General features: G+C 35.2%; 24 protein-coding genes and 1 pseudogene. 6 read left to right on the plus strand and 19 right to left on the minus strand.

Going from position 1 to position 23,516, the window contains the following annotated elements:
- Positions 1-3 precede the first annotated feature (3 nt).
- The 6 genes from glgB to NQ499_RS12190 form a co-directional block, all read right to left on the minus strand.
- Entirely contained in the window at positions 4-1,908 is a 1,905-nt protein-coding gene (glgB, locus tag NQ499_RS12165) for a 1,4-alpha-glucan branching protein GlgB (protein ID WP_040390080.1), read from the minus strand.
- Positions 1,909-2,000: 92 nt separating this feature from the next.
- Positions 2,001-2,990, minus strand: coding sequence for a nucleoid-associated protein (locus NQ499_RS12170; protein WP_006506433.1), 990 nt, complete (start codon positions 2,988-2,990; stop codon positions 2,001-2,003).
- A gap of 194 nt (positions 2,991-3,184) precedes the next feature.
- On the minus strand, positions 3,185-3,793 hold the full coding sequence (locus NQ499_RS12175; RefSeq protein ID WP_259848527.1) for a transposase: 609 nt from the start codon (positions 3,791-3,793) through the stop codon (positions 3,185-3,187).
- Between the two features lie 273 nt (positions 3,794-4,066).
- A complete protein-coding gene (locus tag NQ499_RS12180) occupies positions 4,067-4,474 on the minus strand; it encodes an IS110 family transposase (protein WP_259848528.1) in 408 nt (135 codons plus the stop codon).
- Between the two features lie 393 nt (positions 4,475-4,867).
- Positions 4,868-5,740, minus strand: coding sequence for a transposase (locus tag NQ499_RS12185; protein WP_259848529.1), 873 nt, complete (start codon positions 5,738-5,740; stop codon positions 4,868-4,870).
- Between the two features lie 10 nt (positions 5,741-5,750).
- Positions 5,751-6,158: an IS110 family transposase gene (locus NQ499_RS12190; RefSeq protein ID WP_259848528.1), complete on the minus strand. Its 408-nt coding sequence runs from the start codon at positions 6,156-6,158 to the stop codon at positions 5,751-5,753.
- A gap of 317 nt (positions 6,159-6,475) precedes the next feature.
- On the opposite strand from NQ499_RS12190, the gene NQ499_RS12195 reads away from it, so the two are divergent.
- Positions 6,476-7,741, plus strand: coding sequence for an AI-2E family transporter (locus NQ499_RS12195; protein WP_259848530.1), 1,266 nt, complete (start codon positions 6,476-6,478; stop codon positions 7,739-7,741).
- On the opposite strand, the gene NQ499_RS12200 is transcribed toward NQ499_RS12195, so the two are convergent.
- Positions 7,734-8,537 (minus strand): MerR family transcriptional regulator, encoded by an 804-nt coding sequence (locus NQ499_RS12200; RefSeq protein WP_006504290.1) that lies wholly within the window; start codon positions 8,535-8,537, stop codon positions 7,734-7,736. The genes NQ499_RS12195 and NQ499_RS12200 overlap by 8 nt on opposite strands.
- A gap of 160 nt (positions 8,538-8,697) precedes the next feature.
- On the opposite strand from NQ499_RS12200, the gene NQ499_RS12205 reads away from it, so the two are divergent.
- From NQ499_RS12205 to NQ499_RS12215, 3 genes are all read left to right on the plus strand, one after another.
- Positions 8,698-9,474 (plus strand): SDR family NAD(P)-dependent oxidoreductase, encoded by a 777-nt coding sequence (locus tag NQ499_RS12205; RefSeq protein WP_006504291.1) that lies wholly within the window; start codon positions 8,698-8,700, stop codon positions 9,472-9,474.
- Between the two features lie 10 nt (positions 9,475-9,484).
- Positions 9,485-10,699, plus strand: a complete 1,215-nt coding sequence (locus NQ499_RS12210; protein WP_006504292.1) for an L-lactate MFS transporter — start codon at positions 9,485-9,487, stop codon at positions 10,697-10,699.
- A 109-nt stretch (positions 10,700-10,808) separates the two neighbouring features.
- A complete protein-coding gene (locus NQ499_RS12215) occupies positions 10,809-11,066 on the plus strand; it encodes a type II toxin-antitoxin system Phd/YefM family antitoxin (RefSeq protein ID WP_006504293.1) in 258 nt (85 codons plus the stop codon).
- A gap of 198 nt (positions 11,067-11,264) precedes the next feature.
- Here the strand turns inward: NQ499_RS12215 and NQ499_RS12220 are convergent, their stop codons facing one another.
- The 5 genes and pseudogenes from NQ499_RS12220 to NQ499_RS12235 all read right to left on the minus strand — a co-directional run bounded on the left by NQ499_RS12220 (position 11,265) and on the right by NQ499_RS12235 (position 15,052).
- Positions 11,265-12,563 (minus strand): ATP-binding protein, encoded by a 1,299-nt coding sequence (locus tag NQ499_RS12220; RefSeq protein WP_040389523.1) that lies wholly within the window; start codon positions 12,561-12,563, stop codon positions 11,265-11,267.
- 839 nt (positions 12,564-13,402) lie between these two features.
- On the minus strand, positions 13,403-14,008 hold the full coding sequence (locus NQ499_RS12225; RefSeq protein WP_006504296.1) for a TetR/AcrR family transcriptional regulator: 606 nt from the start codon (positions 14,006-14,008) through the stop codon (positions 13,403-13,405).
- Between the two features lie 28 nt (positions 14,009-14,036).
- Positions 14,037-14,390: a hypothetical protein gene (locus NQ499_RS12230; protein WP_040389524.1), complete on the minus strand. Its 354-nt coding sequence runs from the start codon at positions 14,388-14,390 to the stop codon at positions 14,037-14,039.
- A gap of 159 nt (positions 14,391-14,549) precedes the next feature.
- Positions 14,550-14,642 (minus strand): annotated as a pseudogene (locus tag NQ499_RS13720) (hypothetical protein); the annotation flags it as partial.
- 137 nt (positions 14,643-14,779) lie between these two features.
- Entirely contained in the window at positions 14,780-15,052 is a 273-nt protein-coding gene (locus NQ499_RS12235) for a type II toxin-antitoxin system RelB/DinJ family antitoxin (protein WP_040389525.1), read from the minus strand.
- A gap of 110 nt (positions 15,053-15,162) precedes the next feature.
- On the opposite strand from NQ499_RS12235, the gene NQ499_RS12240 reads away from it, so the two are divergent.
- Positions 15,163-15,363: a transposase gene (locus tag NQ499_RS12240; RefSeq protein WP_155812546.1), complete on the plus strand. Its 201-nt coding sequence runs from the start codon at positions 15,163-15,165 to the stop codon at positions 15,361-15,363.
- Positions 15,364-15,456: 93 nt separating this feature from the next.
- Here the strand turns inward: NQ499_RS12240 and NQ499_RS12245 are convergent, their stop codons facing one another.
- From NQ499_RS12245 to NQ499_RS12275, 7 genes are all read right to left on the minus strand, one after another.
- The gene (locus NQ499_RS12245; RefSeq protein WP_006504298.1) at positions 15,457-16,410 is read right to left on the minus strand and encodes an ABC transporter ATP-binding protein; all 954 of its coding nucleotides are present in this window, start codon (positions 16,408-16,410) and stop codon (positions 15,457-15,459) included.
- Complete coding sequence (locus NQ499_RS12250; protein WP_006504299.1) at positions 16,397-17,497, minus strand: ABC transporter ATP-binding protein; 1,101 nt, start codon at positions 17,495-17,497, stop codon at positions 16,397-16,399. The genes NQ499_RS12245 and NQ499_RS12250 overlap by 14 nt, the downstream gene beginning before the upstream one ends.
- Before the next feature lie 2 nt (positions 17,498-17,499).
- Positions 17,500-18,432 (minus strand): ABC transporter permease, encoded by a 933-nt coding sequence (locus tag NQ499_RS12255; protein ID WP_006504300.1) that lies wholly within the window; start codon positions 18,430-18,432, stop codon positions 17,500-17,502.
- Position 18,433: 1 nt separating this feature from the next.
- Positions 18,434-19,381 (minus strand): ABC transporter permease, encoded by a 948-nt coding sequence (locus tag NQ499_RS12260; RefSeq protein ID WP_006504301.1) that lies wholly within the window; start codon positions 19,379-19,381, stop codon positions 18,434-18,436.
- Positions 19,382-19,468: 87 nt separating this feature from the next.
- Entirely contained in the window at positions 19,469-21,079 is a 1,611-nt protein-coding gene (locus NQ499_RS12265; RefSeq protein WP_040389526.1) for a peptide ABC transporter substrate-binding protein, read from the minus strand.
- A 238-nt stretch (positions 21,080-21,317) separates the two neighbouring features.
- On the minus strand, positions 21,318-21,626 hold the full coding sequence (gene trxA / locus NQ499_RS12270; protein ID WP_006504303.1) for a thioredoxin: 309 nt from the start codon (positions 21,624-21,626) through the stop codon (positions 21,318-21,320).
- Between the two features lie 48 nt (positions 21,627-21,674).
- Complete coding sequence (locus NQ499_RS12275) at positions 21,675-22,469, minus strand: mechanosensitive ion channel family protein (RefSeq protein ID WP_050772140.1); 795 nt, start codon at positions 22,467-22,469, stop codon at positions 21,675-21,677.
- A gap of 116 nt (positions 22,470-22,585) precedes the next feature.
- Here NQ499_RS12275 and NQ499_RS12280 point away from each other — a divergent pair, with 116 nt between their 5' ends.
- The gene (locus tag NQ499_RS12280) at positions 22,586-23,446 is read left to right on the plus strand and encodes a DegV family protein (RefSeq protein ID WP_040389527.1); all 861 of its coding nucleotides are present in this window, start codon (positions 22,586-22,588) and stop codon (positions 23,444-23,446) included.
- Positions 23,447-23,516 lie beyond the last annotated feature (70 nt).

The raw sequence follows: 23,516 nt of genomic DNA on the forward strand, positions 1-23,516 counted from the left end.
TTACTACTTTCCTTCCTTTACAACACTTTTCTTTGTCTTCTTTGGAGAAGACGCTTTTTTAGCTGGCTTATGATATTCAAATACCACCGCGCTAAATGGCGCTAATTTCACATGAATACTCTGTGCTTCATTGATACAAGTACCCTTCTTTGATCTTAAAGCACGTGTATTTGTGTAATTAGAACCGTTATAACTATCTTTATCTGTATTCAAGATTTCTTTATAGCTTCCAGCAAACGGTACTGGTACAGCATAATTCTCATGACTATTACCAATAAAGTTAGCGACTACAACTAAACAGTTGCCTTTCTTATCAAATCGAGCATATGAGAATACACTCTGATTATGATCATCTACAACCAGCCATTTAAATCCTTCTGGATCATAATCCATACTATAAAGAGCTGGATGTTCTTCAACCATCTTATTTAAATCCTGCATAAAATGATGGAAAGAATCATGCTGTGGATATTCTAAGATATTCCAAGCCAATGCTTTTCTTTCATCCCATTCCTTGTATTCACCTAATTCATTACCCATGAAATTAAGTTTCTTACCAGGATGAGTCATCATATATGTATATAAAGCTTTTGCCTGTGCGAACTTGTCTCCATCAAGCCCCCACATCTTATTTAAAATAGTGGCTTTACCATGAACCACTTCATCATGTGAGAATGGTAAAATAAATCTTTCTGAATAGAAATACATCATTGAGAAAGTTAAGAGATTATGATCATATTGACGATAAACTGGATCTTCTTTGAAATACTTCAATGTATCATTCATCCAGCCCATATCCCACTTATAATCAAATCCTAAACCGCCATCCTTAACTGGTTTAGTAACATATGGGAAATCCGTTGAGTCTTCTGCAATAGTCATAACTGCAGGATATCTTTCATGAATCTGTTCATTCATAGTCTTTAAGAACTCTAAAGCCCCATTGTTTGTACCAAAGTCTTTATTACCTTTCCAGTAAATAAGGTTGCTGACAGCGTCAAAACGAATACCATCAATATGGAATTCTTCTGCCCAGAAATGAACAGCACTCTTTAAGAATGAACGTACAGTATCTTTTGTCACATCAAAATATACTGAATCCCATTCAGAATAACGATTATTCACATCTGCATATTCATAAACCCAGCCTCCATCAAACTGATAAAGACCATGTCCATCCTTTACAAAATGAGCAGGCACGAAGTCCATAATGACACCTATACCTTCTTTATGACACGCATTAATGAACTCCTTTAACTGTTTTGGATGTCCATAACGACTTGTCGCACTAAAATAACCTGTTGCCTGATATCCCCAAGAGCCATCAAATGGGAACTCATTTAAAGGCATTACTTCAATATGTGTATAGCCCATCTTCTTTACATAAGGAATGATTTCATCAATCATTTCTTCATATGAATAGAACTCTCCGTCACTTGTGTCTGTAAATTCCTTTTTCATCTTCCAAGAACCAAGATTCGCTTCATAGATATTCATGTTGCGATCATAGTTATTAGAACGTGACTTCATCCATCTAGAATCATGCCAGCGATAGCCTTCTAAGTTATATACCTTAGATGCTGTTCCTGGTCTAATTTCACTGAAAAAGGCATATGGATCTGCACGATCAACAATAGCACCAGAAGGTGTTTCAATTCTATATTTATAAAGGTCATACTGCTTTAGCCCTTCAATATAGAGAGTCCACACACCTCCATCATTATATCTCTCCATATAATGTTGTGTTCCATCCCAGTTATTAAAATTACCTACAACCTGAACACTTCTTGCATGTGGTGCATATACTGTAAAGCGAACGCCCTTTTTATCCGGATGAGCACCGAATACCTTATATGCCTCTAAACACTTTCCTTCAAAAAACAATTTTATCAAGAAATTATCTAACATACCTATATGTCTCCCTTCATAAATTTCATTATACATTAAATATGACCAAAATTCATTCATTTCAGACAATATAGGCAAAAAAATGTAAACGGTTACTTGATTGTAATGTCTTGAATATTATTTAATACGATAGAAACTGTTCCATCAGGGTTTTCTTTCTTTTCAAAAGTAGAGCCATTCACATATTCATCTACTGGCATAGTAATCTGAATATTTTCATCAAGAGTAATCTTTACAACCTCAACAGAACGTCCTAAAGCATTTAAAGAAATTGTATCATCTTCACCAATCCCAAGATCTTTCATCATCGTTTCTGATTCTTCCTGAGCCTGATAATCTCTTTCCATGACCTTACGAACGACTTCAATTGGTTTAACGAGTTCACCCATCTGTGTTCTTTCTAATATTTCCTGCTTCACAAGTGGAAGTGCTTCTTTATCATTCACATGATAAATATCATCAATCTTATTTACCACTTTCTTCATAGTAGAAATCTTCTGACGATCAGTTAACTTTTCTTCACCCTTAATCCACTGACTATTTAAATAAGTATCCATCTTACCATCAATGAGATACTTCTTTTCAATAAGAGAAAGTTTCTTGTGGTCTGTATCTATAATAATGGCTTCATCAACTGCTGTACCAATCTGAGGAAGAACCTGTCTTCTTGTAATACGGACATTTTCCTCTTCTACAAGAGATACAGAATTATACTTATAATTAAGCTTTAAAGCAGCAATAATATGCACACCATCACGATAGCAGTCCACATAAAGAATATTACTATTAGGCATTTCTTCAATCACTGAACCTAATGCAAAGAACTTTTCACTAATTTCTTTTGCCTGTTTCTTGAATTCTTCATCATCTTCAAGCATCTTATCTGCACGAAGTAATAATTCATGAAGTGAAGGCACAACAAGTTCTTTAATAGCTGGACTGTATAAAGCTTTTTCTACTTTTTTATGATAATATTCCTGAGTTGTATCATTTAATTCACAGAAATCTTCGCTTAAGTATATTTTACGATGTTCAAAATCAAGCATATGCATCATAATCTTATTAATAATAATAGTGTTCATCTGAATTCTCCTTTTACGTGTGTCATTATAGCAAATTTCTTCTATTCCTCAACCTTTTCTTCTTCAATTTATTATAACAATACCCCTAATTTTGTGGTACTATTTCCTTAGGTGATTAATCTGAATAAAAATTGAAAGAGAAAACAAATTTTACCCTAAAAAAGTGCATAAAGCCCCTTTCCCCAAATGGAAGGCTATTCTATTTGAGGTGAGTTCTTAGATTCTTTTCTGATGAGTTGTAGAATCTCTGCTTCAGACAAGCCTGTGCGGCTGAGTTGATTGAAGGCATTTCGTAAATTATTTTTAACGTATTCAATTCGTTGCTTCTTTGTTGTTTCAACATCTGCCATGTCTGTTGGATTAAATGCTTCACCTGTTTTTAAAAGATGATAGACAGCAATAAGTATTTTTCTCGCAATCGCAATGATAGCTCGTTTCTTACCGCGTCTTTTAGATATCTTGTTGAATTTGTCTGCATAGTATTCGCATTCCTTATCTTTTACGGCAGCATGTGCAACCTGAACAAGACAAGGCTTAAGATAAACGCCAGCTTTTGAAACTTTAACCGATTTCTTTTTGCCAGCTGATTCATTACATCCAGGAGCTAATCCAGCCCATGCAGCAAGTTTGCGATGAGAGGACCATTGAGACATATCAGTGCCGATTTCAGAGATAATGGTAATAGCAGATTTTCTATTGATTCCTGGTATTGTACAAAGAAGCTGTATGTAGTCTTCGTAGTTGGCAACCATCAAGTTGATATGGTGCTGTATTTCATCAAGAAGAGAATCCAGATAGTCCATATGTTTCTGAACGATTTTAATTCTAGCCTTTTGAAACTGATTTAGCTGAATACCATCAACAGCACTCAGGATGTCTTCATGAGATGCTTTACAACCGGCATGAACTTTAGAAAGAATATCTTCACTTGTATATGGATCATTTGATAAAATAGTATTGACAATAGCGGAAGCAGATTTACCAAAGATATCAGAAAAACAATATCAAGTTTACAGTTTCCAGTAGTCAAAGCATTTTGGAAACGATTCTTTTCAGAAGAACGCATATTGATAAGTTTATACTGATAGCGGGTAAATTCCTGAGGACGCGGATATCCTTTTCAGGGATATAGCTGGATCGACAATACCGAATTTAAAGAGGTCGGCAATCCATTTGGCATCCTTATTGTCATCCTTCTCACCTTTGATAGCCTTGACCCATTTAGGATTGGCAACAACGACATTAGAAATATGGCCTTCTAATGCATTGTATACAGGGATATAGTACTTGCCGGTTGATTCCATGCATACATTTTGACAGTTGTTTTCAATAAGCCAATCCCTGAATTGAATGAGCTGGTTATTGAAGGTTGAGAATCTTTTTTTAATGTACTTGGGTTTGACGGATTCAGAGATGCAGATAACAGCAACAATGAAAGATTTGTGCACGTCAACACCACAAGATCTAGGGTAAACAATCTCCATAAATAAAAGGCTCCTTATAAGAATATAGAGAAGGAGCTCAGTGACTGACTGATCAACACTAAAAGATTAAACTCAAGTCAATGATTAATCTGCAGACTTAAAAGACATACTCATGTGTGCTTGAAAAGATCAGCCTTGCACTGGTTATTATACTGTTTTGACTTGAACGAGTTGCAAGAATCTACAACTCACCTCGCCGTGCTTTGTAGTGTAAGACTCCTTCAATTAAAATATAAAATAAGATGCCTGCACAAACAAGAATTATTCATTTCTATGTGTGCCTTGGAGCCGCAGGCGGAAAGGAATGTGAGGTTATAATCTGAATAAAAATTGAAAGAGAAAACAAATTTTACCCTAAAAAAGTGCATAAAGCCCCTTTCCCCAAATGGAAGGCTATTCTATTTGAGGTGAGTTCTTAGATTCTTTTCTGATGAGTTGTAGAATCTCTGCTTCAGACAAGCCTGTGCGGCTGAGTTGATTGAAGGCATTTCGTAAATTATTTTTAACGTATTCAATTCGTTGCTTCTTTGTTGTTTCAACATCTGCCATGTCTGTTGGATTAAATGCTTCACCTGTTTTTAAAAGATGATAGACAGCAATAAGTATTTTTCTCGCAATCGCAATGATAGCTCGTTTCTTACCGCGTCTTTTAGATATCTTGTTGAATTTGTCTGCATAGTATTCGCATTCCTTATCTTTTACGGCAGCATGTGCAACCTGAACAAGACAAGGCTTAAGATAAACGCCAGCTTTTGAAACTTTAACCGATTTCTTTTTGCCAGCTGATTCATTACATCCAGGAGCTAATCCAGCCCATGCAGCAAGTTTGCGATGAGAGGACCATTGAGACATATCAGTGCCGATTTCAGAGATAATGGTAATAGCAGATTTTCTATTGATTCCTGGTATTGTACAAAGAAGCTGTATGTAGTCTTCGTAGTTGGCAACCATCAAGTTGATATGGTGCTGTATTTCATCAAGAAGAGAATCCAGATAGTCCATATGTTTCTGAACGATTTTAATTCTAGCCTTTTGAAACTGATTTAGCTGAATACCATCAACAGCACTCAGGATGTCTTCATGAGATGCTTTACAACCGGCATGAACTTTAGAAAGAATATCTTCACTTGTATATGGATCATTTGATAAAATAGTATTGACAATAGCGGAAGCAGATTTACCAAAGATATCAGAAAAAACAATATCAAGTTTACAGTTTCCAGTAGTCAAAGCATTTTGGAAACGATTCTTTTCAGAAGAACGCATATTGATAAGTTTATACTGATAGCGGGTAAATTCCTGAGGACGCGGATATCCTTTTCAGGGATATAGCTGGATCGACAATACCGAATTTAAAGAGGTCGGCAATCCATTTGGCATCCTTATTGTCATCCTTCTCACCTTTGATAGCCTTGACCCATTTAGGATTGGCAACAACGACATTAGAAATATGGCCTTCTAATGCATTGTATACAGGGATATAGTACTTGCCGGTTGATTCCATGCATACATTTTGACAGTTGTTTTCAATAAGCCAATCCCTGAATTGAATGAGCTGGTTATTGAAGGTTGAGAATCTTTTTTTAATGTACTTGGGTTTGACGGATTCAGAGATGCAGATAACAGCAACAATGAAAGATTTGTGCACGTCAACACCACAAGATCTAGGGTAAACAATCTCCATAAATAAAAGGCTCCTTATAAGAATATAGAGAAGGAGCTCAGTGACTGACTGATCAACACTAAAAGATTAAACTCAAGTCAATGATTAATCTGCAGACTTAAAAGACATACTCATGTGTGCTTGAAAAGATCAGCCTTGCACTGGTTATTATACTGTTTTGACTTGAACGAGTTGCAAGAATCTACAACTCACCTCGCCGTGCTTTGTAGTGTAAGACTCCTTCAATTAAAATATAAAATAAGATGCCTGCACAAACAAGAATTATTCATTTCTATGTGTGCCTTGGAGCCGCAGGCGGAAAGGAATGTGAGGTTATTATGGACAACAAAAATTTTAATTTTCCAGATGATAAGATTTTCCAATATATTACATATGGTATTGTCTTAGCTTTTATTCTTTTCAATTTAGAATCAGTATGGGACTTCTTCCTTAATGCATTAGGGCTTGCAAGACCCTTCTATATTGCGATAGTCATTGCATTTGTGATTAATATTCCAATGAAACTAGTAGAGAAGTTACTTGTGAAAGCAAAAGGTCAGTGGATGAAGAAAAATCCTGATTCAAAACTCCCAAAATTCTTATTAGAAGGTACACGTGGTATTGCGATGGCTATCACTATTATATGTTTACTATTAATATTAGTGATGTTCTTCTCTTTTATTATTCCTAGAATTGGAGAAAGCTTTTCACTCTTATTCTCTAACTTAGATAATTATGCAAGTAGATTATCTGTTTATATTACTTCTATATGTAAAAGATTTAATATTGATTATTCAGTAACAGTAGATGAAGTACAGAAATGGTTTGCCTCTATTGATTTAAGTACAATCCTTGCGACTGCAGGAACCTTCTTAGGTGATCCTCATTTTAAGACAACAGAATTTGTATCAAATGTTGGTGGTTCATTCATTACTGCCATCACTTCGTTCTTTATGGCTCTCTATCTTCTTGCAAATAAAGAAAAACATCTTGAACAAGGCAGAAAACTTATTGCATATATATTAGGTCATAAACGTGCAGGTATAGCCTTTGATATCATGAGTGAAGCCAATCATTATTTTAATAGTTTTGTGACAGGACAGATGTTAGAAGCCACATGTTTTATGTTAGAAGTCTATATTGCGATGCGTTTATTTGGGATGCCTTTCCCTGAATTAATTGCGATTATGGCTTTCTTGTTTAGTTTTGTACCAATGTTTGGTAATTTCATTACCTTCTTTGCAGGATTAATCTTAGTAGCTGCAGCACAGAGTAAGAGTATGCTTGCCTTTGCGATTATTTATCTATGCTTACAGCAGTTTGAAGGAAATGTGGTATATCCTAAGATTGTAGGTAAGTCCGTTGGTATTGGTGGGTTATTTGTCTTACTTGGTATTACGATATTTGGTAATTTATGGGGTGTTATTGGCATACTTATTGGTGTACCTCTTACTGCCCTTATTTATGCCGTTATCTCTAGAATCATTAATATCGGACTCTATCAGAAACATATAGAAGTCACATACAATAACCTCTATAAATTAGATGAAGATGGAAATCGTTTAGAAAATAAAGTCAAACCAAAAAAGGATTCCTCTATCTAACAGGAATCCAAATATTGTGCCAGTTAAAGTATTCTTCTTCTGGTTTCCACATAGAAACAATCTGAGTAAAGATATCACCATCTAACTCTAGATTGTTTTTTTTCATATATTCAAAAGCAGGTTCTAATACTTCATAAGTGAGTATTTGTGAAGAACGTGAGGAGAAACTCATATAAAGACAAGTTCTAGGAGGATAGTAATGCACATACTCTGTTTCTTTAATATCAAATAATGATGCAAACTGTTCTTCTATCCCAATTCCAAAATAGAAATCTTTATTTTCTGTTTCTATATGTTCTTTTGGGAATAATGCGGTAGAGAAAATAAAAGGAACATATTGTGTAAACTGCTTCAATTCTTCTTTTTCCTGTTCACTCAAATCCAGAGTATAACATTTCTGCGTATCTATACGATATATACCTGGACTTGTTCTTAGAGTGAGATTCTTTTCTTCAAAATTATTAATGAGAGCTCTATTAGTACGCATCTTCTTTAAAAGATTCATATTATAGATGATATTCTGTTCAATGATTTTTTCCTGGTTATCTAATACTTCATCTATTTCTTCTAATGTGCGCTTCTGAAGGATTTTAGATGTTTCATCAATTGAAAGTCCAAAACCTAAATAACAGCGTGCACGAATAATCATATGAAGATCCCAGGTTGTATAATAGCGATAGTTTGTCTTTTCATCATGAATAGGAGCAATGATTCCTTTTCTTTCATAATAACGTATTGTTTCTGGTGTAATACCTAGTATTTTCGCAAGTTCTCCAATTGTATAAGTATTATACATTTCACGTCCTCCTTAAAACCATTTGAGAGTTCTTACCCATTATACCAAAGAAAACCCTATCATTTATGCTTATTTTAAGCAAATTTAGACTATTGACTCTCAAACTATTTGAGACTCTATAATCAACTTGTAAATTTTTTAACAAAGGGAGAGAAATAAAATGAATGAAAGAAAAGTAGTTTTGATCACTGGCGGAGCCATGGGTCAAGGACGTGCACATGCATATAAATATGCAGAAAATGGATTTGATGTTGTATTAGCTGATATGCAGGAACCAACAAGTGAAGCATTTAAAGAAACAATCGCACATTGTGAATTATTAGGTGCAAAAGTACTTGCTGTTAAGGCAAACATCACTTCTACAGAAGATATGGAAAACTTATTCAAGAGTGCATGGGATACTTTTGGACGTATTGACGTTGTCATTGCGAACGCAGGAGTTATTAACTTTGCCTACACTTGGGAACTAACAGATGAACAGGTAGAAAAAGTCATCAACATTAACCTTATCGGTACTTGGCGTACAGATAAGTATGCAGCACAGTATATGTTGAAACAGGGATTTGGTCGTATTATTAATATTTCTTCTACTTCAGGATTATATGGCACACCAAAGCTTGCAACATATTGTATGAGTAAATGGGGAATCTTAGGATTAACTAAGACACTTGCGAAAGAAGTAGGTTCTAAGGGTATTATCGTGAATGCATTATGTCCTACAAAAGTTAAAACACCTATGTGTGAAACAATGGAATATGTACAGTTTATTAATGATTTAACAGGTAAAGATTTCAAATCTGTTGAAGAAATGTACAATGGCGTACCATTCCTTGATGTAGAAGATATTTCTTCTATGGTTTATTGGTTAGGTACTAGCCGTGAAGCGGGTAAATTTAATGGCCGTGAAGTCGCTTTAGACTTAGGTACATTACAGTAGGAGGATTATCATGAATATTACGAAAGCAACACGCTGGCGTGTGTTTGCAGGAGTATGGATTCAGTCTTTATTCACTTCTGCCACTGCCTTCTTCAGTTTATTCTGTTTGCCATTATGTAATCAGTTTGGATGGAGTACATCTGATTTCTCAATGGCTTATACTATTTATATGTTTATTTATTGTGCTGTAGGCTTTATCGGTGGTATCTTAGCTGAAAAGTTACAGCCTAGAGTGGCTATCTATATGGGTCTTGCATTATTTGCAGGTGGATGGGTATTAACAGGTTTTGCGAATACAATCCCATTCTTATATGTAGCTTATGGTGTGATTGCCGGAGCAGGAGCTGGTATGATCTATCCAGCGTGTCTTCCAACAGCTTTAAAATGGTTCCCTGACAAGAGTGGTTCTATTTCTGGTTTAGTACAGGCTGGAGCTGCATGTGGACCATTCATTATGTCACCAGTGGCTCAGATGCTTATCTCTACATATGGTGCACAGACTGCATGTAAGATTCTTGGTGTGATCTTCTTAATTGGTGTTGGTGCTGTTGCTTGGATGATCGCACCTTGTCCTGATGGATGGACTCCTGAAGGATGGACACCATCAACTACACAATCTAAAGAATTAAATACAAAAGACTATAACATCCCACAAATGGTTAAAACGCCTATCTTCTGGGTATTAGTAGTAATGTTTATCTTTGCGAATGCAGCAGGAACTATGATGGTCTCTGCTACTTCACCAATCGCTCAGAAACAGATTGGTTTAAATGCAATGAGTGCAGCACTTTGTGTATCACTTATGACTTTATTTAATATGTTTGGTCGTATCTCATTTGGTTTTGTTTATGATAAATTAAAGGGATGGAACTCACTTATTCTTGTATTACTTATTAATGGTATCTCAATGTTGATGTTAACGATGGCTCATTCTTATGCCTACTTCATCTTATGTATTGCCTTAGTAGGATTCTCATTTGGTGGATTACTAGTCGTATTTGCGCCTATGGTTAAGATCATCTTTGGTTCTAAGTTTTATAACAGAAACTATGGTTTAATCTTTATTGGTTATGGTATTGGTGCTTTTGTAGGTCCTAAGATTTCAGCAAGTTTCTTCGATGCCACTGGATCTTATGTAATGGGTTATATTGGTTCAGCTATTCTTGCAGCACTTGCAATTGTATTAGTACTAGTAGCTAAGAAATTACAGAAAAGCATGAACTAACATTAAAACGACACTTGATGTGTCGTTTTTTTAATCGTAATAATTCATAGTCACTTACCTCGTAGCTAAATATAGATTATAATATAGCCACAAGAAAGGAGCTGATTGTATGAAGATTATTCCAATGCGTGATTTGAAAAATACAGTTGAAGTAGAACATCGCTGTGCAGAAGAAAACGGTCCTGTATTCGTAACCAAGAATGGATACGGCAGATTGGTTGTTATGGATATCGATTACTATGAAAAAACTATGAGAAAGATGGATGAAGCAACAACAATCCTGGATGGTTTGAAAGATGTGAAATCTGGAAACACAGTAGAGGGAGAAACTGCAATATCTAAAATAAGGAGCAAGTATGGCATCTAAATTTGGTTTATTCTTTATTAGTTATGATATCAGTGCTTTTGTAGGACTTAAGATTTCACAAACTACTTTGATGCCACTGAATCTTATATAATGGATTATATCAGTACAGCTACTCTGCGATTGTATTAGTACTTGTCACTAAGAAGTTACAGAAAACTATGAACTAACATTAAAACGACACTTGATTATGTCGTTTTTTCATAGTTCCTTTATTTCTTCTATTGCATAGAGAGGAAGATTAATAAGCCAATCTTCTTTTCTATAATCAGACATAGAAGTACGAACACAAATATCTGGAGAAAACTTTTCACTATATGTTTTAAGACTCTTCGCCCTTAAATTTTCTTCTGCTTTGACTTCTATTGGAATAATCTGATTGTCTCTATCTACCACAAAGTCTATTTCACAGTTTCCTCTTTCGTTTGTATAATAATATATATTCAAATCTTCTATTGTCTTGAGTTGTTGGCATACATATTGTTCAGTCAGTGCACCTTTAAATTCCACAAATAAATTATTACCTTCAATAAGCGTCTTTTGTTTCAAACCAGTCATGCACCCTAAAAGCCCTACATCTAATAAATAAATTTTAAAAGCCTTTAAATCTTCATACGCCTTTAAAGGTATACCCGCTTGATTTACACGACTAATTTTATGTATTAATCCACAATCAGATAGCCACATAATAGCTGTTTCATATTCTTTAGCACGCGCACCAGTACGAACAAGACCATATATAAATTTTTTATTTTCCTTAGCTAGCTGTGATGGAATACTATTCCAAAGCATCCTTATTTTAGGAACAATTTCATTAGGTGCATGTTTAGAAAAATCCTGTTCATAAGCGAATAGAATTTTTCTCTGAATATTACGCACTTCATTATAATCATTATAATTTGCAAAAAATTGGACAGCTTCTGGCATCCCACCCACATAATAATACTGTTTCAACGCATCAATATATGTCTGCTTAAAACTTTTGATCATTTGATAATTCTGTTGATCAAGTAGTTCTACAAATCGTTCTTTACCTGCAGCCATTAAAAACTCTTTAAAATTAAGAGGATAAAGATTCATAAAATCCACTTTCCCTACCGGGAATGATGTACCTTGATGAAGCGCGATACCTAAAAGCGAACCTGCACATATAATATGATATTCAGGTGCATTTTCATAAAAGTATTTTAACGAAGATAATGCTTGCGGAACTTCTTGAATTTCATCAAATATAAGAAGCGTGTTATCTGGATCAATTTTCTGACCACTATACAATTCAATCCCAGTTATTAAACGATTTGTATCTAAATCATAAGAGAATAAGTCAGACATTGTTGTATTTGAATCAAAATTAATATAGATAGTCTGATTATATGCTTTCTCTCCAAATTCTTTCATCAGCCACGTTTTTCCAACCTGTCTAGCACCTTCAATAATCAAAGGTTTACGATTTGGCTTTTCTTTCCATCTAAATAATTTTTTTATAGCTAAACGATACATATAGACACCCCCTCGTTTTACTTTATTATAACACTTTTTAACACTTTTTACAGTGAATAAATGCAGCATTATACATTTTTTACAGCGTAAAAGTGTGACTATAATACATTTTTTGCAGTGAATAAATGTGCTACAACTACACTTTTTACACCGAATAAGTGTAGTAGTTCACATTTTTTGAGCCTAAAAAAAAGACTATCACATAAGGGTTCTTAAATTTTTGTGGAGGGTCTTGGAAACAGCACCTTTAAATCTGTGAGGGCCCACTGTAGCTCCCACTTTTTTAAATATTTTTGTGTAATTAAAAACCTTTCGCTGTATCATTAATTTGCTCATATTAAATCAAAGCGAAAGGAGATCACAAATTGAACAATAATCTAAGAATCATTTTAGAGGATTATGAATCCTTTGTACAGTCATATACGATTGAAATTAATGAAAAAAAGTGATTTATTTTATCACGCTTAAGAGAACCATTATTTCTTGTCCGGAGTGTGGCAATAAAATGAATATTAAGGACTATATGTGCAAAAGATAAAACTTCAGAATAAAATATAAAACACGTGGAAAGAATCTGATTCAAATAATTTGAAAAATCAATTTACATTTAAAGTGACGCTCAACAATGAAAGCATTATGGTGGATGGAAAAATTGATATGTCTAAGGTCACGCCATCCCATTTGACCTCTACACCCACGAGTATTATAAAGTCACCGAGCGTATGGGCGATGCATTCCGAGATGGCTTAAAGCTGAAAAAGTAAGGTGTTTAGAAAAGAAGCTTTCGCATAAGCGAAGGCTCCTTCTTAAAATATGTGGATTTTACAAATTTCAAGTTGTCAAACCGCGTTCGTTGTTTCGCTTTGTGGCATTTTTACACACTGCTGAATCACACCTGCAACATACGTAATGGAATCGGTGCAGTCGTTCTTGAGCCATTCTGAGATAATTGCCATCAGTCCCCGAATATAAAAGGCCATGATATAAGGTCGATCTTGTTGTAGTACACCGTAGCGGTCGAGAATCGGCGAAAACACATGACGGAACATCCTATCATAGCTTTTATCCATCCCCAGCACCGCCGCATTTTCTGTTGCTGTGAGGAACAGTCTCTTGTTGTTCTTAATGTAGCTGAGGTAAGGTGTTAAATAATCCGGCGTAATTAGGTATAATTCATCCCTCGGACAATTCCGCAACTTTGCAGAAAAGACGTCTGAATCTTTCTCCATGCAAGCATGAAATTGCTCGTTCATACGACTGATACTCTCCGAGAGCAAGTCTGACATCGTTTCATAGTGCAGATAGAAGGTAGAACGATTGACCCCAGCTACTTCACAGATTTCTTTGACTGTAATATACTTAAAATCCTTTTTTGCCAGAATAGTCAGAAAGGCATCGTCCATTCTAGCTGCAGTAGCAAAATATTTGCTTTCTGATTTATTCAATCATTCTCACCTTCTTTCGTGTTATTGTTTACTTCTCACTGATTTCTTTTGCCAATTCCATGATTTCAAAAGCGTATTTCTGCTTGCCCTGAGCCAGCAATTTTTTGTAGATGGGGTAATTAACGCCCATACCCAGCAGCCCGATAATGCCGACAATCACTCCGAAAACAAACATACCAGCACTACCGTTGCCGATAACCTTCATGGAAAAGCACATCCCAACACCAGCTACCATCGCACTGATAATACCGAATGTGTAGGTAAAAACAGTTGCGGGAAGCTTGGCTTTTATATCCAGCTTGCGAAGAGCGACCACCTTAGTAGTGTCCTTGGGTGCATATTCGTTTGCGAGTTGTTCTGCATAGATTTTATCTGTATTCATGACTTATTTTCTCCTTCATTTGAAGGTTCAATGATACCAGCAAAGAACGAGCAACGGAACAACACTGATTGCAGTTTGTGTTGAGTTCAAGAATTGTACAAATTGCGATTTGCACTTATTTCTTAAACAGCTCAAAATGTGAACCAAGGCGATAAAGCATCAAAATAAGAACATCTCCACAAATCTCATAAATAAGCAGTCTGGGTCGATGTGACACTCACGCGTGCCCTTGTAGTTTCCTGTAAGGCCATGATTCCTCTATTTTGCATTAAGTATACCACCATTCGCCAGAATATCGATTACCTCAAACAGCTTATCAAGATTTTTATTTTGCTTTTTGGCAAGCTTCAAATCTTTTTAAAACTGATTGGTAAACTGAATGTCGTATTTCATACGTCAAGAACTTCCTTAAGCGCATCCATACTAGAATAACACGGAGCAGAAGAATCCTTCATCATTTTTCTGCCTTCCTCAATGGCAGCAGCTGTCGTATCATTCGGTACTTCCAATTTTAATCCAAAAGGAATACCATGCTCACAGATAGCGGCTCTCAGGAACATATTTACAGCGGTTGTCATATTCAGACCAAGTTCATTGAAGATTTCCTCCGCCTGGTCCTTGATTGCCTTGTCTGTACGAATATTTAAATTAGTTGTTGCCATACAGAACACCTCCATTCAAATATAATATACTCAAATAAATGTGTATCGTCAACACATTGTCATTGCATAAGATACATAAATAGCGTTTTTGATTTAGTAATGGTCGAAGTATATCTAATGGACCAGTAGAAGGAATCAACTCTAGAATAGATAAGATACTTTCAAATACATGTGGATATCAGAACTTTGCAAGAATGAGAAATAGACTAATGTATTCTCTTAATAAATCCTCTAATCCTTCATCTCACACTATTAACGAAACAAGTAAAAGAGAAAGAAAGAGAAGATATTATAAAAATAAGAATAGATGAAGATAGAAGTAATATGGGCGCGTTAAAGGGTAACCTCAATAATTTAAAACTTAAAAAAAGACTATCACACATAAGTGTCATAGTCTTTTGATGTTATAATTTGAAGTTTGCTGCGTCTTTCTTGAACTGTTCAACATCTTCATCAGTACCTAATACAAAGTGTGTTTCAGTAATCTGATGCTGAGTACCAGCATTATAATCAAGACCGCTTGTTTCATAATCATAAGAGAATGATTTTCTTACCTTCTCTACTCTTGGGTTAGAATGAGGGATGGCAGATAATAATGATCTTGTATATGGATGGAGAGGATTACTAAAGATTTCATCTGCAGTTCCTGTTTCTACTAAGTGACCTAAATGTAATACACCAATTCTATCAGAGATGTATTTAACCATTGATAAGTCATGAGCGATAAATAAGTAAGCAGCACCTGTTTCTTTCTGCATCTTCTTCATTAGGTTTACAACCTGTGCCTGAATAGATACGTCTAGGGCTGAGATTGCTTCATCGGCAATGATTAGATCAGGGTTCATAATTAAGGCTCTTGCGATACCAATACGCTGTCTCTGACCACCAGAGAACTGGTGTGGGAAACGGTTCGCATGTTCTTTTGATAAACCTACCATTTCAAGAATCTTATAAACCTTTTCTTCTCTTTCTTTTTCATCTTTATAATCATGATGAATATCAAGACCCTGAGCAATAATATCAATAACCTTCTTACGAGGGTTTAAACAAGCCATTGGATCCTGGAAAATCATAGCCATCTTAGTACGTAATGTCTTAAGAGCTTTCTTAGACATCTTACCAGTGATATCTTCACCTTCGAAGATGATCTGACCATCAGTTGGATCATATAATCTAATAATGGCACGACCAGTAGTAGATTTACCTGAACCAGATTCACCTACTAAGCCATATGTTTCACCTGGCATGATTTTGAATGAAATACCATCAACGGCTTTTACAGTAAACTTTCTAGTTGGATAGAAATACTGTTTTAAATTCTTGACTTCAAGAATTGGAGTCTGACTATTCTTGTCCATTACTTGGTACACCTTCTTTCATCATGTTATCGATTCTCTTTCTTAATGCTTCAGGCATTTCTACCTTTGGCGCATTTGGATGCATTAACCAGCTGGCTACCTTATGAGTTGTAGAACCTTCTACTTTGAACATAGGTGGTTCAATTCTCTTATCGATATTTAATGCATATTTATTACGTGGTGCGAATGCATCACCTTTGATTTCTTTTGTAACGTTTGGTGGTGAACCAGGAATTGTATATAATTCTGGATCATCAGTATTTAAATCAGGCATTGCTGATAAAAGACCCCAAGTATATGGATGTAAAGGTCTGTAGAAGATATCTTCAATAGAACCTGTTTCTACAATCTTACCTGCATACATAACGTTTACGAAGTCAGCTACCTTAGCAACTACACCTAAGTCATGTGTGATATAAATAACTGAAATACCTTTTTTCTTCTGTAAGTCCTGAATTAATTCAAGGATCTTAGCCTGGATAGTTACATCTAGGGCTGTTGTAGGTTCGTCACAGATTAATACATATGGATCACAAGATAAAGCGATTGCGATAACAACACGCTGTCTCATACCACCAGATAACTGATGAGGATAATTCTTCATACGTTTTTCTGCGTTAGTGATTCCTACTTCTTCAAGAAGTTCTACAGCCTTTTTATATGCTTCTTCTTTAGATGTTCCATAATGATACATCATTGGTTCCATGATCTGTTTACCAATTGTCATTGTTGGGTCTAGAGAAGTCATTGGATCCTGGAAGACCATCGCAATCTTACGACCACGGATTTCCTTCTGGATTTCCTTTTCTGTCATCTTAGTAATATCTACTGTATGTTTTTCATCAGTATCTGGATCATGCCAAGTATAGTCGATTGAACCACTTTCAATACTACCATTCTTAGCTAAGATACCCATGATAGCTTTTGTAGTAACTGATTTACCTGAACCAGATTCACCTACAATTGCAATTGTTTCTCCCTTATAAAGGTCTAAGTTAACACCACGGATGGCATTCACTTTCTTACCTTCAATCTTAAAGGAGATATTTAAGTCTCTGATTTTTAAAATTCTTTCTCTGTCAGCCATAATTACATCTCCTTCATAGTAGGATCAAGTGCATCTCTTAAACCATCACCTAATAAGTTGAATCCTAACATTAATACTGCAAGGATAATAGCTGGGATAGTCATCTGAGTTGGATATACTGTGAATACTTCGAAACCTGAGTTGATCAAAGTACCAAGTGAAGCCTGAGGAACAGTTAAACCTAAACCAACGAATGCTAGATATGCTTCATAGAAGATTGCATTTGGGATAGTCATCATAGACATGATGATTAACTGACCAAAGATGTTTGGTAAGATTTCCTTGAATAAGATAAAGATATTGCTTGCACCTAATGTTCTAGAAGCAAGAATGAATTCATCTTCCTTGATTTTTAATACCTGTGCTCTTGTGATACGAGACATAGGAATCCATTCAGTGAAGATTAATGCAAGAATAACGGTATATAAAGAAGGCTTTAATACTGTTAAGAGAATAGTTAATACTACTAGTGTTGGGATAGAGTTGATGATTTCCTGAATTCTCTGAAGGACAGAGTCAACTAAACCGCCAAAGTAACCAGAAATTAAACCATAAGTCATACCAACAACGATATCAATAACTACTGCAACTAATGCGATAATTAATGAAATACGAGTACCCTGCCATGTTCTTACGAACAAGTCACGGCCATATTTATCAGTACCGAAGAAATGAGTACCATTTGGAAGAACATTCGCAATAGTTGTATCAATTGCATCATATTTCCAATGAGAAATCATTGGTACAAAGATAGCAAGTAAAGCAATGATAATAATACAAGCTAAACCAAAGATTGCACCTTTGTTCTGAGTAAAACGGTAAATAACGTCTTTCCAAGCAGGTCTTGCAGGAGCAACTTCATCAATGTTGATATTCTGTTTATCACCGATAAACTCAAAATCATCTGGCAAAAATTCATACTTCTTGTCATCCATCTTAGTTGTCCCCCTTTCCTAAACGGATACGTGGATCGATAATACCATAAGATACATCGATTACTAACATCATAACGATATACATGAATGCATATAAGAATGAACATGCAACGATGATGTTGTAGTCATTGGCACGAATACTGTTAATTAATAGTTTACCTAAACCTGGTACAGAACAGATCTGTTCTACTACCATTGTACCGGTCATCAAGTTAACTAGGATTGGACCTAAGATAGTGATTACTGGAATTAAGGCATTACGTAATGCATGCTTAAAAATTAATGTCTTACGATCTAAACCTTTAGCCATTGCAAGAGTCATATATTCACTATTTAATACAGAAATCATTTCTGTACGAGTGAAACGTGCTACATTGGCAATAACGCTCATAGATAAAGCGATAACTGGCAATATAGATGAGAAGATTGGATTCATATCATCATACATTGTTGGTAAGATGCGAAGATCATTACTGAACAAGATAACAAGTAATAATGCGAATACGAATGATGGGATAGATACACCTAAGATAGAAATAATAGTTGCGATTGTATCCCAAATAGTGTTCTTGTTTAATGCAGCAACGATACCAAGTAACATACCTACTAATGTACCTAAGATACATGCAGCAATACCATAAGCAAATGAGATCTTAGCTGCGTCAAATACTAATTCAGAAACATTCTGATCTTTGTATAAAACGTAAGAAACACCGAAGTCGCCTGATAACATATTCTTTAAGTATGTACCATACTGTACAAGAACTGGCTTATCAAGACCATATTTTGCCATAATGACTTTCTGCTGTTCTGGACTCAACTTTTCTGAGTTGAATGGAGAACCTGGCATACAACGAGTCATAATGAACAGAACTGTTAGTATAACAAATAGAGTAATTGCTGAAATAAGCAATCTCTTTAAGATATACCTAATCATGGATTTATCCATATAAATATCACACCTTTCATTTAAAAAAGAAGAACACATTATAGCAAGAGCTATAATGTGTTTATTCTCACTATGTTCTGTTTATTCTTATTTAATAGTTACGTATTTGAATGTATAAGGAACACCAACTGCTGAATGAACAAGTCCTTTTACATTCTTAGCCTTTAATGCTGCAGCACCCTTTTCGAATACTGGAATATAAGCTAAATCATCAAGTGCAGTCTTTTCTAACTGAGTCATTAAGTCCCAACGTTTATTTACGTCTGATTCAGTCTGAACCTGTTTCATTAATGAATCAACCTTTGCATTGCTGTACTTACCAAAGTTATTTGAGTTACCAGTCAAGAATAAGTTTAAGTAAGTTGTTGGATCAGCGTAGTCTGGACCCCAACGAGTACATGCAATCTCGTAAGTACCATGTTCTTCTCTGTTGTAGATTCTGTCTTTCTTAACAGTTGCAACCATGTTTACCTTTAAGCCTTTTAACTTAGTGAATGAACCCTGTAAGTATTCAGCCATAGTATCCATTGGTGATTCATCAGTACCATATAATAAATCAACTGTGATTGTATCAGTACCTAATTCTTTCTTAGCTGCATCTAAGTATTCCTGAGCCTTCTTAATATCGTAACCTACAAGAACACCTGCATCATCACGGAAGTCTCTACCAGCTGGGCTCTTAGATAACTGTGATGGAACCATACCAGTAGCAGCTCTAGAACCATCCTTTAAGACGTTTTCACATAAGTCTTTTCTGTTGATTGCATAAGATAATGCTTCTCTTACGTTCTTATCAGCAAGAGTCTTAACTTGGAAGTTTAAGTTTAAGTAGAATAAGAAACCTTCATTGAATGTTGTGAAAGTATCTTTACCTTTATACTTATCTACTAATGTAGAGTTAATTGTTGCATAGTCAACTTTGCCATTGTCAAAGTTCTGTGCAGCAGTCTTAGGATCCTGTACTAGGAACATTTCAAGGTTCTTAGTCTTAACTGCTTTTGCATCATAGTACTTATCGTTCTTAGTGAATGTTGCTTTGTTCCCTTTGATCCACTTAGTCATCTTATAAGCACCATTAGATAATGTATATTCTGGTTTAGTACCATAGTTCTTACCACATTTTTCAACGAACTTTTCGTTCTGTGGATAGTAGCATGGGAAAGCCATTAAGTCTGTGAAATATGGAACCTTGTTGTTTAATTCAACAACTAAAGTCTTATCATCAGCTGCTTTAACACCTAAAGTGTTCATCTGTTCATCAGTTGCCTTTGGGCCTAGGTCAATCAACTGACTCGCATTCTTAACTGATGCACCATCATCACCTAACATGTAAGCATATGTACCTGCATTCTTAATAATTTTCTTCCAAGAATAAACGAAATCGTTGGCAGTGACTTCATCACCATTTGACCACTTAGCATCTTTTAAGTGGAAAGTGTAAGTCTTACCATCAGCACTTACATCCCAGTTCTTAGCTAATGCTGGAACAGTCTTGCCTTTGTCATTTAATGCTGTTAAGCCGTCTGTGATTGCGTGGATTGCGTTGTATGACATACCATCATCAACTACTGCAGAATCCATACCCTGGATATCTAATTCACTTGCAAATCTGAAAGTATCTGTATCAGTTTTGCTTCCACATCCAGCAAGTAATGCCGCTGCCATACTTGCAGCAACTAAAACCTTTACTGTTTTCATATTTTCCCCTCCATAATGGATATAATTGTATGATAGCATCCAGCTATCATGAAAAACATCTTACACTTTTTGTGTATACATGTCAATATTCATTAGCACAAATCTTTGTGCATTTCATGAATCTATTTTAGTTATTTGTTTTTTCCACAAATTGACCAATTTATATATTTTTTGCACTTAATTTTTTATCATAAAGAGAAAAATCAGGCGTTTAAAAAAGGCACCAATCAGGTGCCCCTTAGTCCATAAATGGGTTGATTTTATCAAGGATTGCATCCTTATTTGCGAAACCAATGATCTGTGTAACAGCCTTTCCTTCTTTAAAGAAAATCATGTTTGGAATTGACTGGACACCGTATTTAGATGCTAAATCAAGTTCATTGTCTACATTGACTTTAACAACTGTTAACTGATCATTTTCAGCATCTAATTCTTCTAATACTGGACCAACCATCTTACAAGGGCCACACCAGTCTGCATAGAAGTCTACTAATACATACTTATTGTTTAATGCTTCATTAAAACCGTTCTGATCTACAATTTTCATATTCTTCACCTCACCTATATTTAAACAGATTGAGGAATATTCCGCAACTTATTTGCTTAGATGAATATCATAGGTCGTATAGGCAAGTTCTATGCCTTCTTCGTTGAAACGCTTATTCATATTTTCAAGTAAACTACATCTAAGTGTTTCATAGTTTTCTGTAGCTGCCCATACTCTAAGTGTAAAGGTTAATGCACTATCCTTATATTCTGTCATATTCACAAATGGTGGAATATCATGGAGACAATAAGGATTAGATAAAGCTTCTTCCATAATAACCTTCTTAACTAATTCTGTATCACTATCCATTATAACGTCGAAATTTAAATCTACACGACGCATTTCTTCACTTGAATAGTTCACTAACGTTGAGTGTGCTAACTGTGAATTAGGAATCACGATCTTCTTATTATCTAAAGTAAGTAGGTTTGTATAGAGTAAAGAGATTTCCTGGATTCTTCCTGTGACACCTACAACTTCAATTAAGTCTCCTTTTGAAAAAGGTTTTGCTAGTAAGATGATAATACCATCAAAGAAGCTTGCGAGTGAGTCTTTAATAGCAAGTGCAAAAGCAGCAGAAGCTGCAGTGAAGATAGCAAGAATAGAACTTGTATTAATACCAAGCTGTGATAAAGCCATAATCGCAATAATCACAATAAAGACTGTCTTGATGATTGTCTTAAAGAAGTTTAAGACAATTTCATCCTGAGATGATTTCTCAATGAATTTTGTAAATAACTTATCAAAAATCTTATATACAATATATCCAATAACTATAATGATAAGGGCCTGAAGAGCTTTCTCTCCCATGCCATAAAGTGTTTCTAAGTATTTTTCTATCATTTCTGTAACTCCTTTCATGTGCATTTACAATAATTCGTCTACCTTGATTAGTCAAGAAAATGTTGATTTATTCCTCAAAATTGTTAAAATTGAGTTTGACTGAAGGAGGTCCTTGTATGAAAATTGCAATCATGACAGATAGTAACTCTGGCATTACACAAAAAGAAGCAAAAGAATTAGGTATCTATTGTATTCCGATGCCTTTCACTATAGATGGTAAAGAATTTGAGGAAGATATCAATTTAACACAAGAACATTTCTATGAAAAATTAATGGGCGGCGCAGAAGTATTTACTTCACAGCCTACAATTGGGATTATCGCAAAGAAGTGGGATGAAATATTAAAAACACATGACGCTATTATTCACATTCCTATGAGCAGCGGCTTATCTGGAAGTTGTCAGACAGCAATGATGATGGCAGATGAAGATCAGTATAAAGGGAAAGTATTTGTTGTGGATTCTCAAAGAATCTCAGCTACGCAAAAAGCTGATGTTCTAGATGCTATTGCTATGGCAGATAAGGGATATAGTGCCAAAGAGATTTATGATTATCTTATGAACAATAAGTTGAATGCCACTATCTATATTACTGTAGATACCCTTGAATATTTAAAGAAGGGTGGACGTTTATCACCTGCTGCTGCAACGCTTGCGGGTTTACTAAAGATTAAGCCTATTCTTACTATTCAGGGTGAAAAGTTAGATAAATATGGTACTTCACGTACTATGAAAAAAGCCCGTAAAATGATGATTGACCAGGTAAAGCAGGATATTAGTGATCGCGGCTGGGGTGATGATTATGAAGTAGCATGTGTTTATTCTTATGATAAAGAAGCTGCTTTAGATTATTTAGAACAAGTGAAAGAAGCATTTCCTGATAAAGAGGTCATCTTTGACCGTTTATCATTAAGTGTTGCTTGTCATATTGGTCCAGGTTCACTTGCAGTAGCTGCTTATAAGAAAGGTTCTTATTAAGATGTTCGATAGAACATCTTTTTTTAATTTTTGCTTGTATTCCCTTACAACATTGATTATTCAGTTTTTT

Origin of the sequence: Catenibacterium mitsuokai (assembly GCF_025148785.1) — a bacterium.
Taxonomy (GTDB): domain Bacteria; phylum Bacillota_I; class Bacilli_A; order Erysipelotrichales; family Coprobacillaceae; genus Catenibacterium; species Catenibacterium mitsuoka.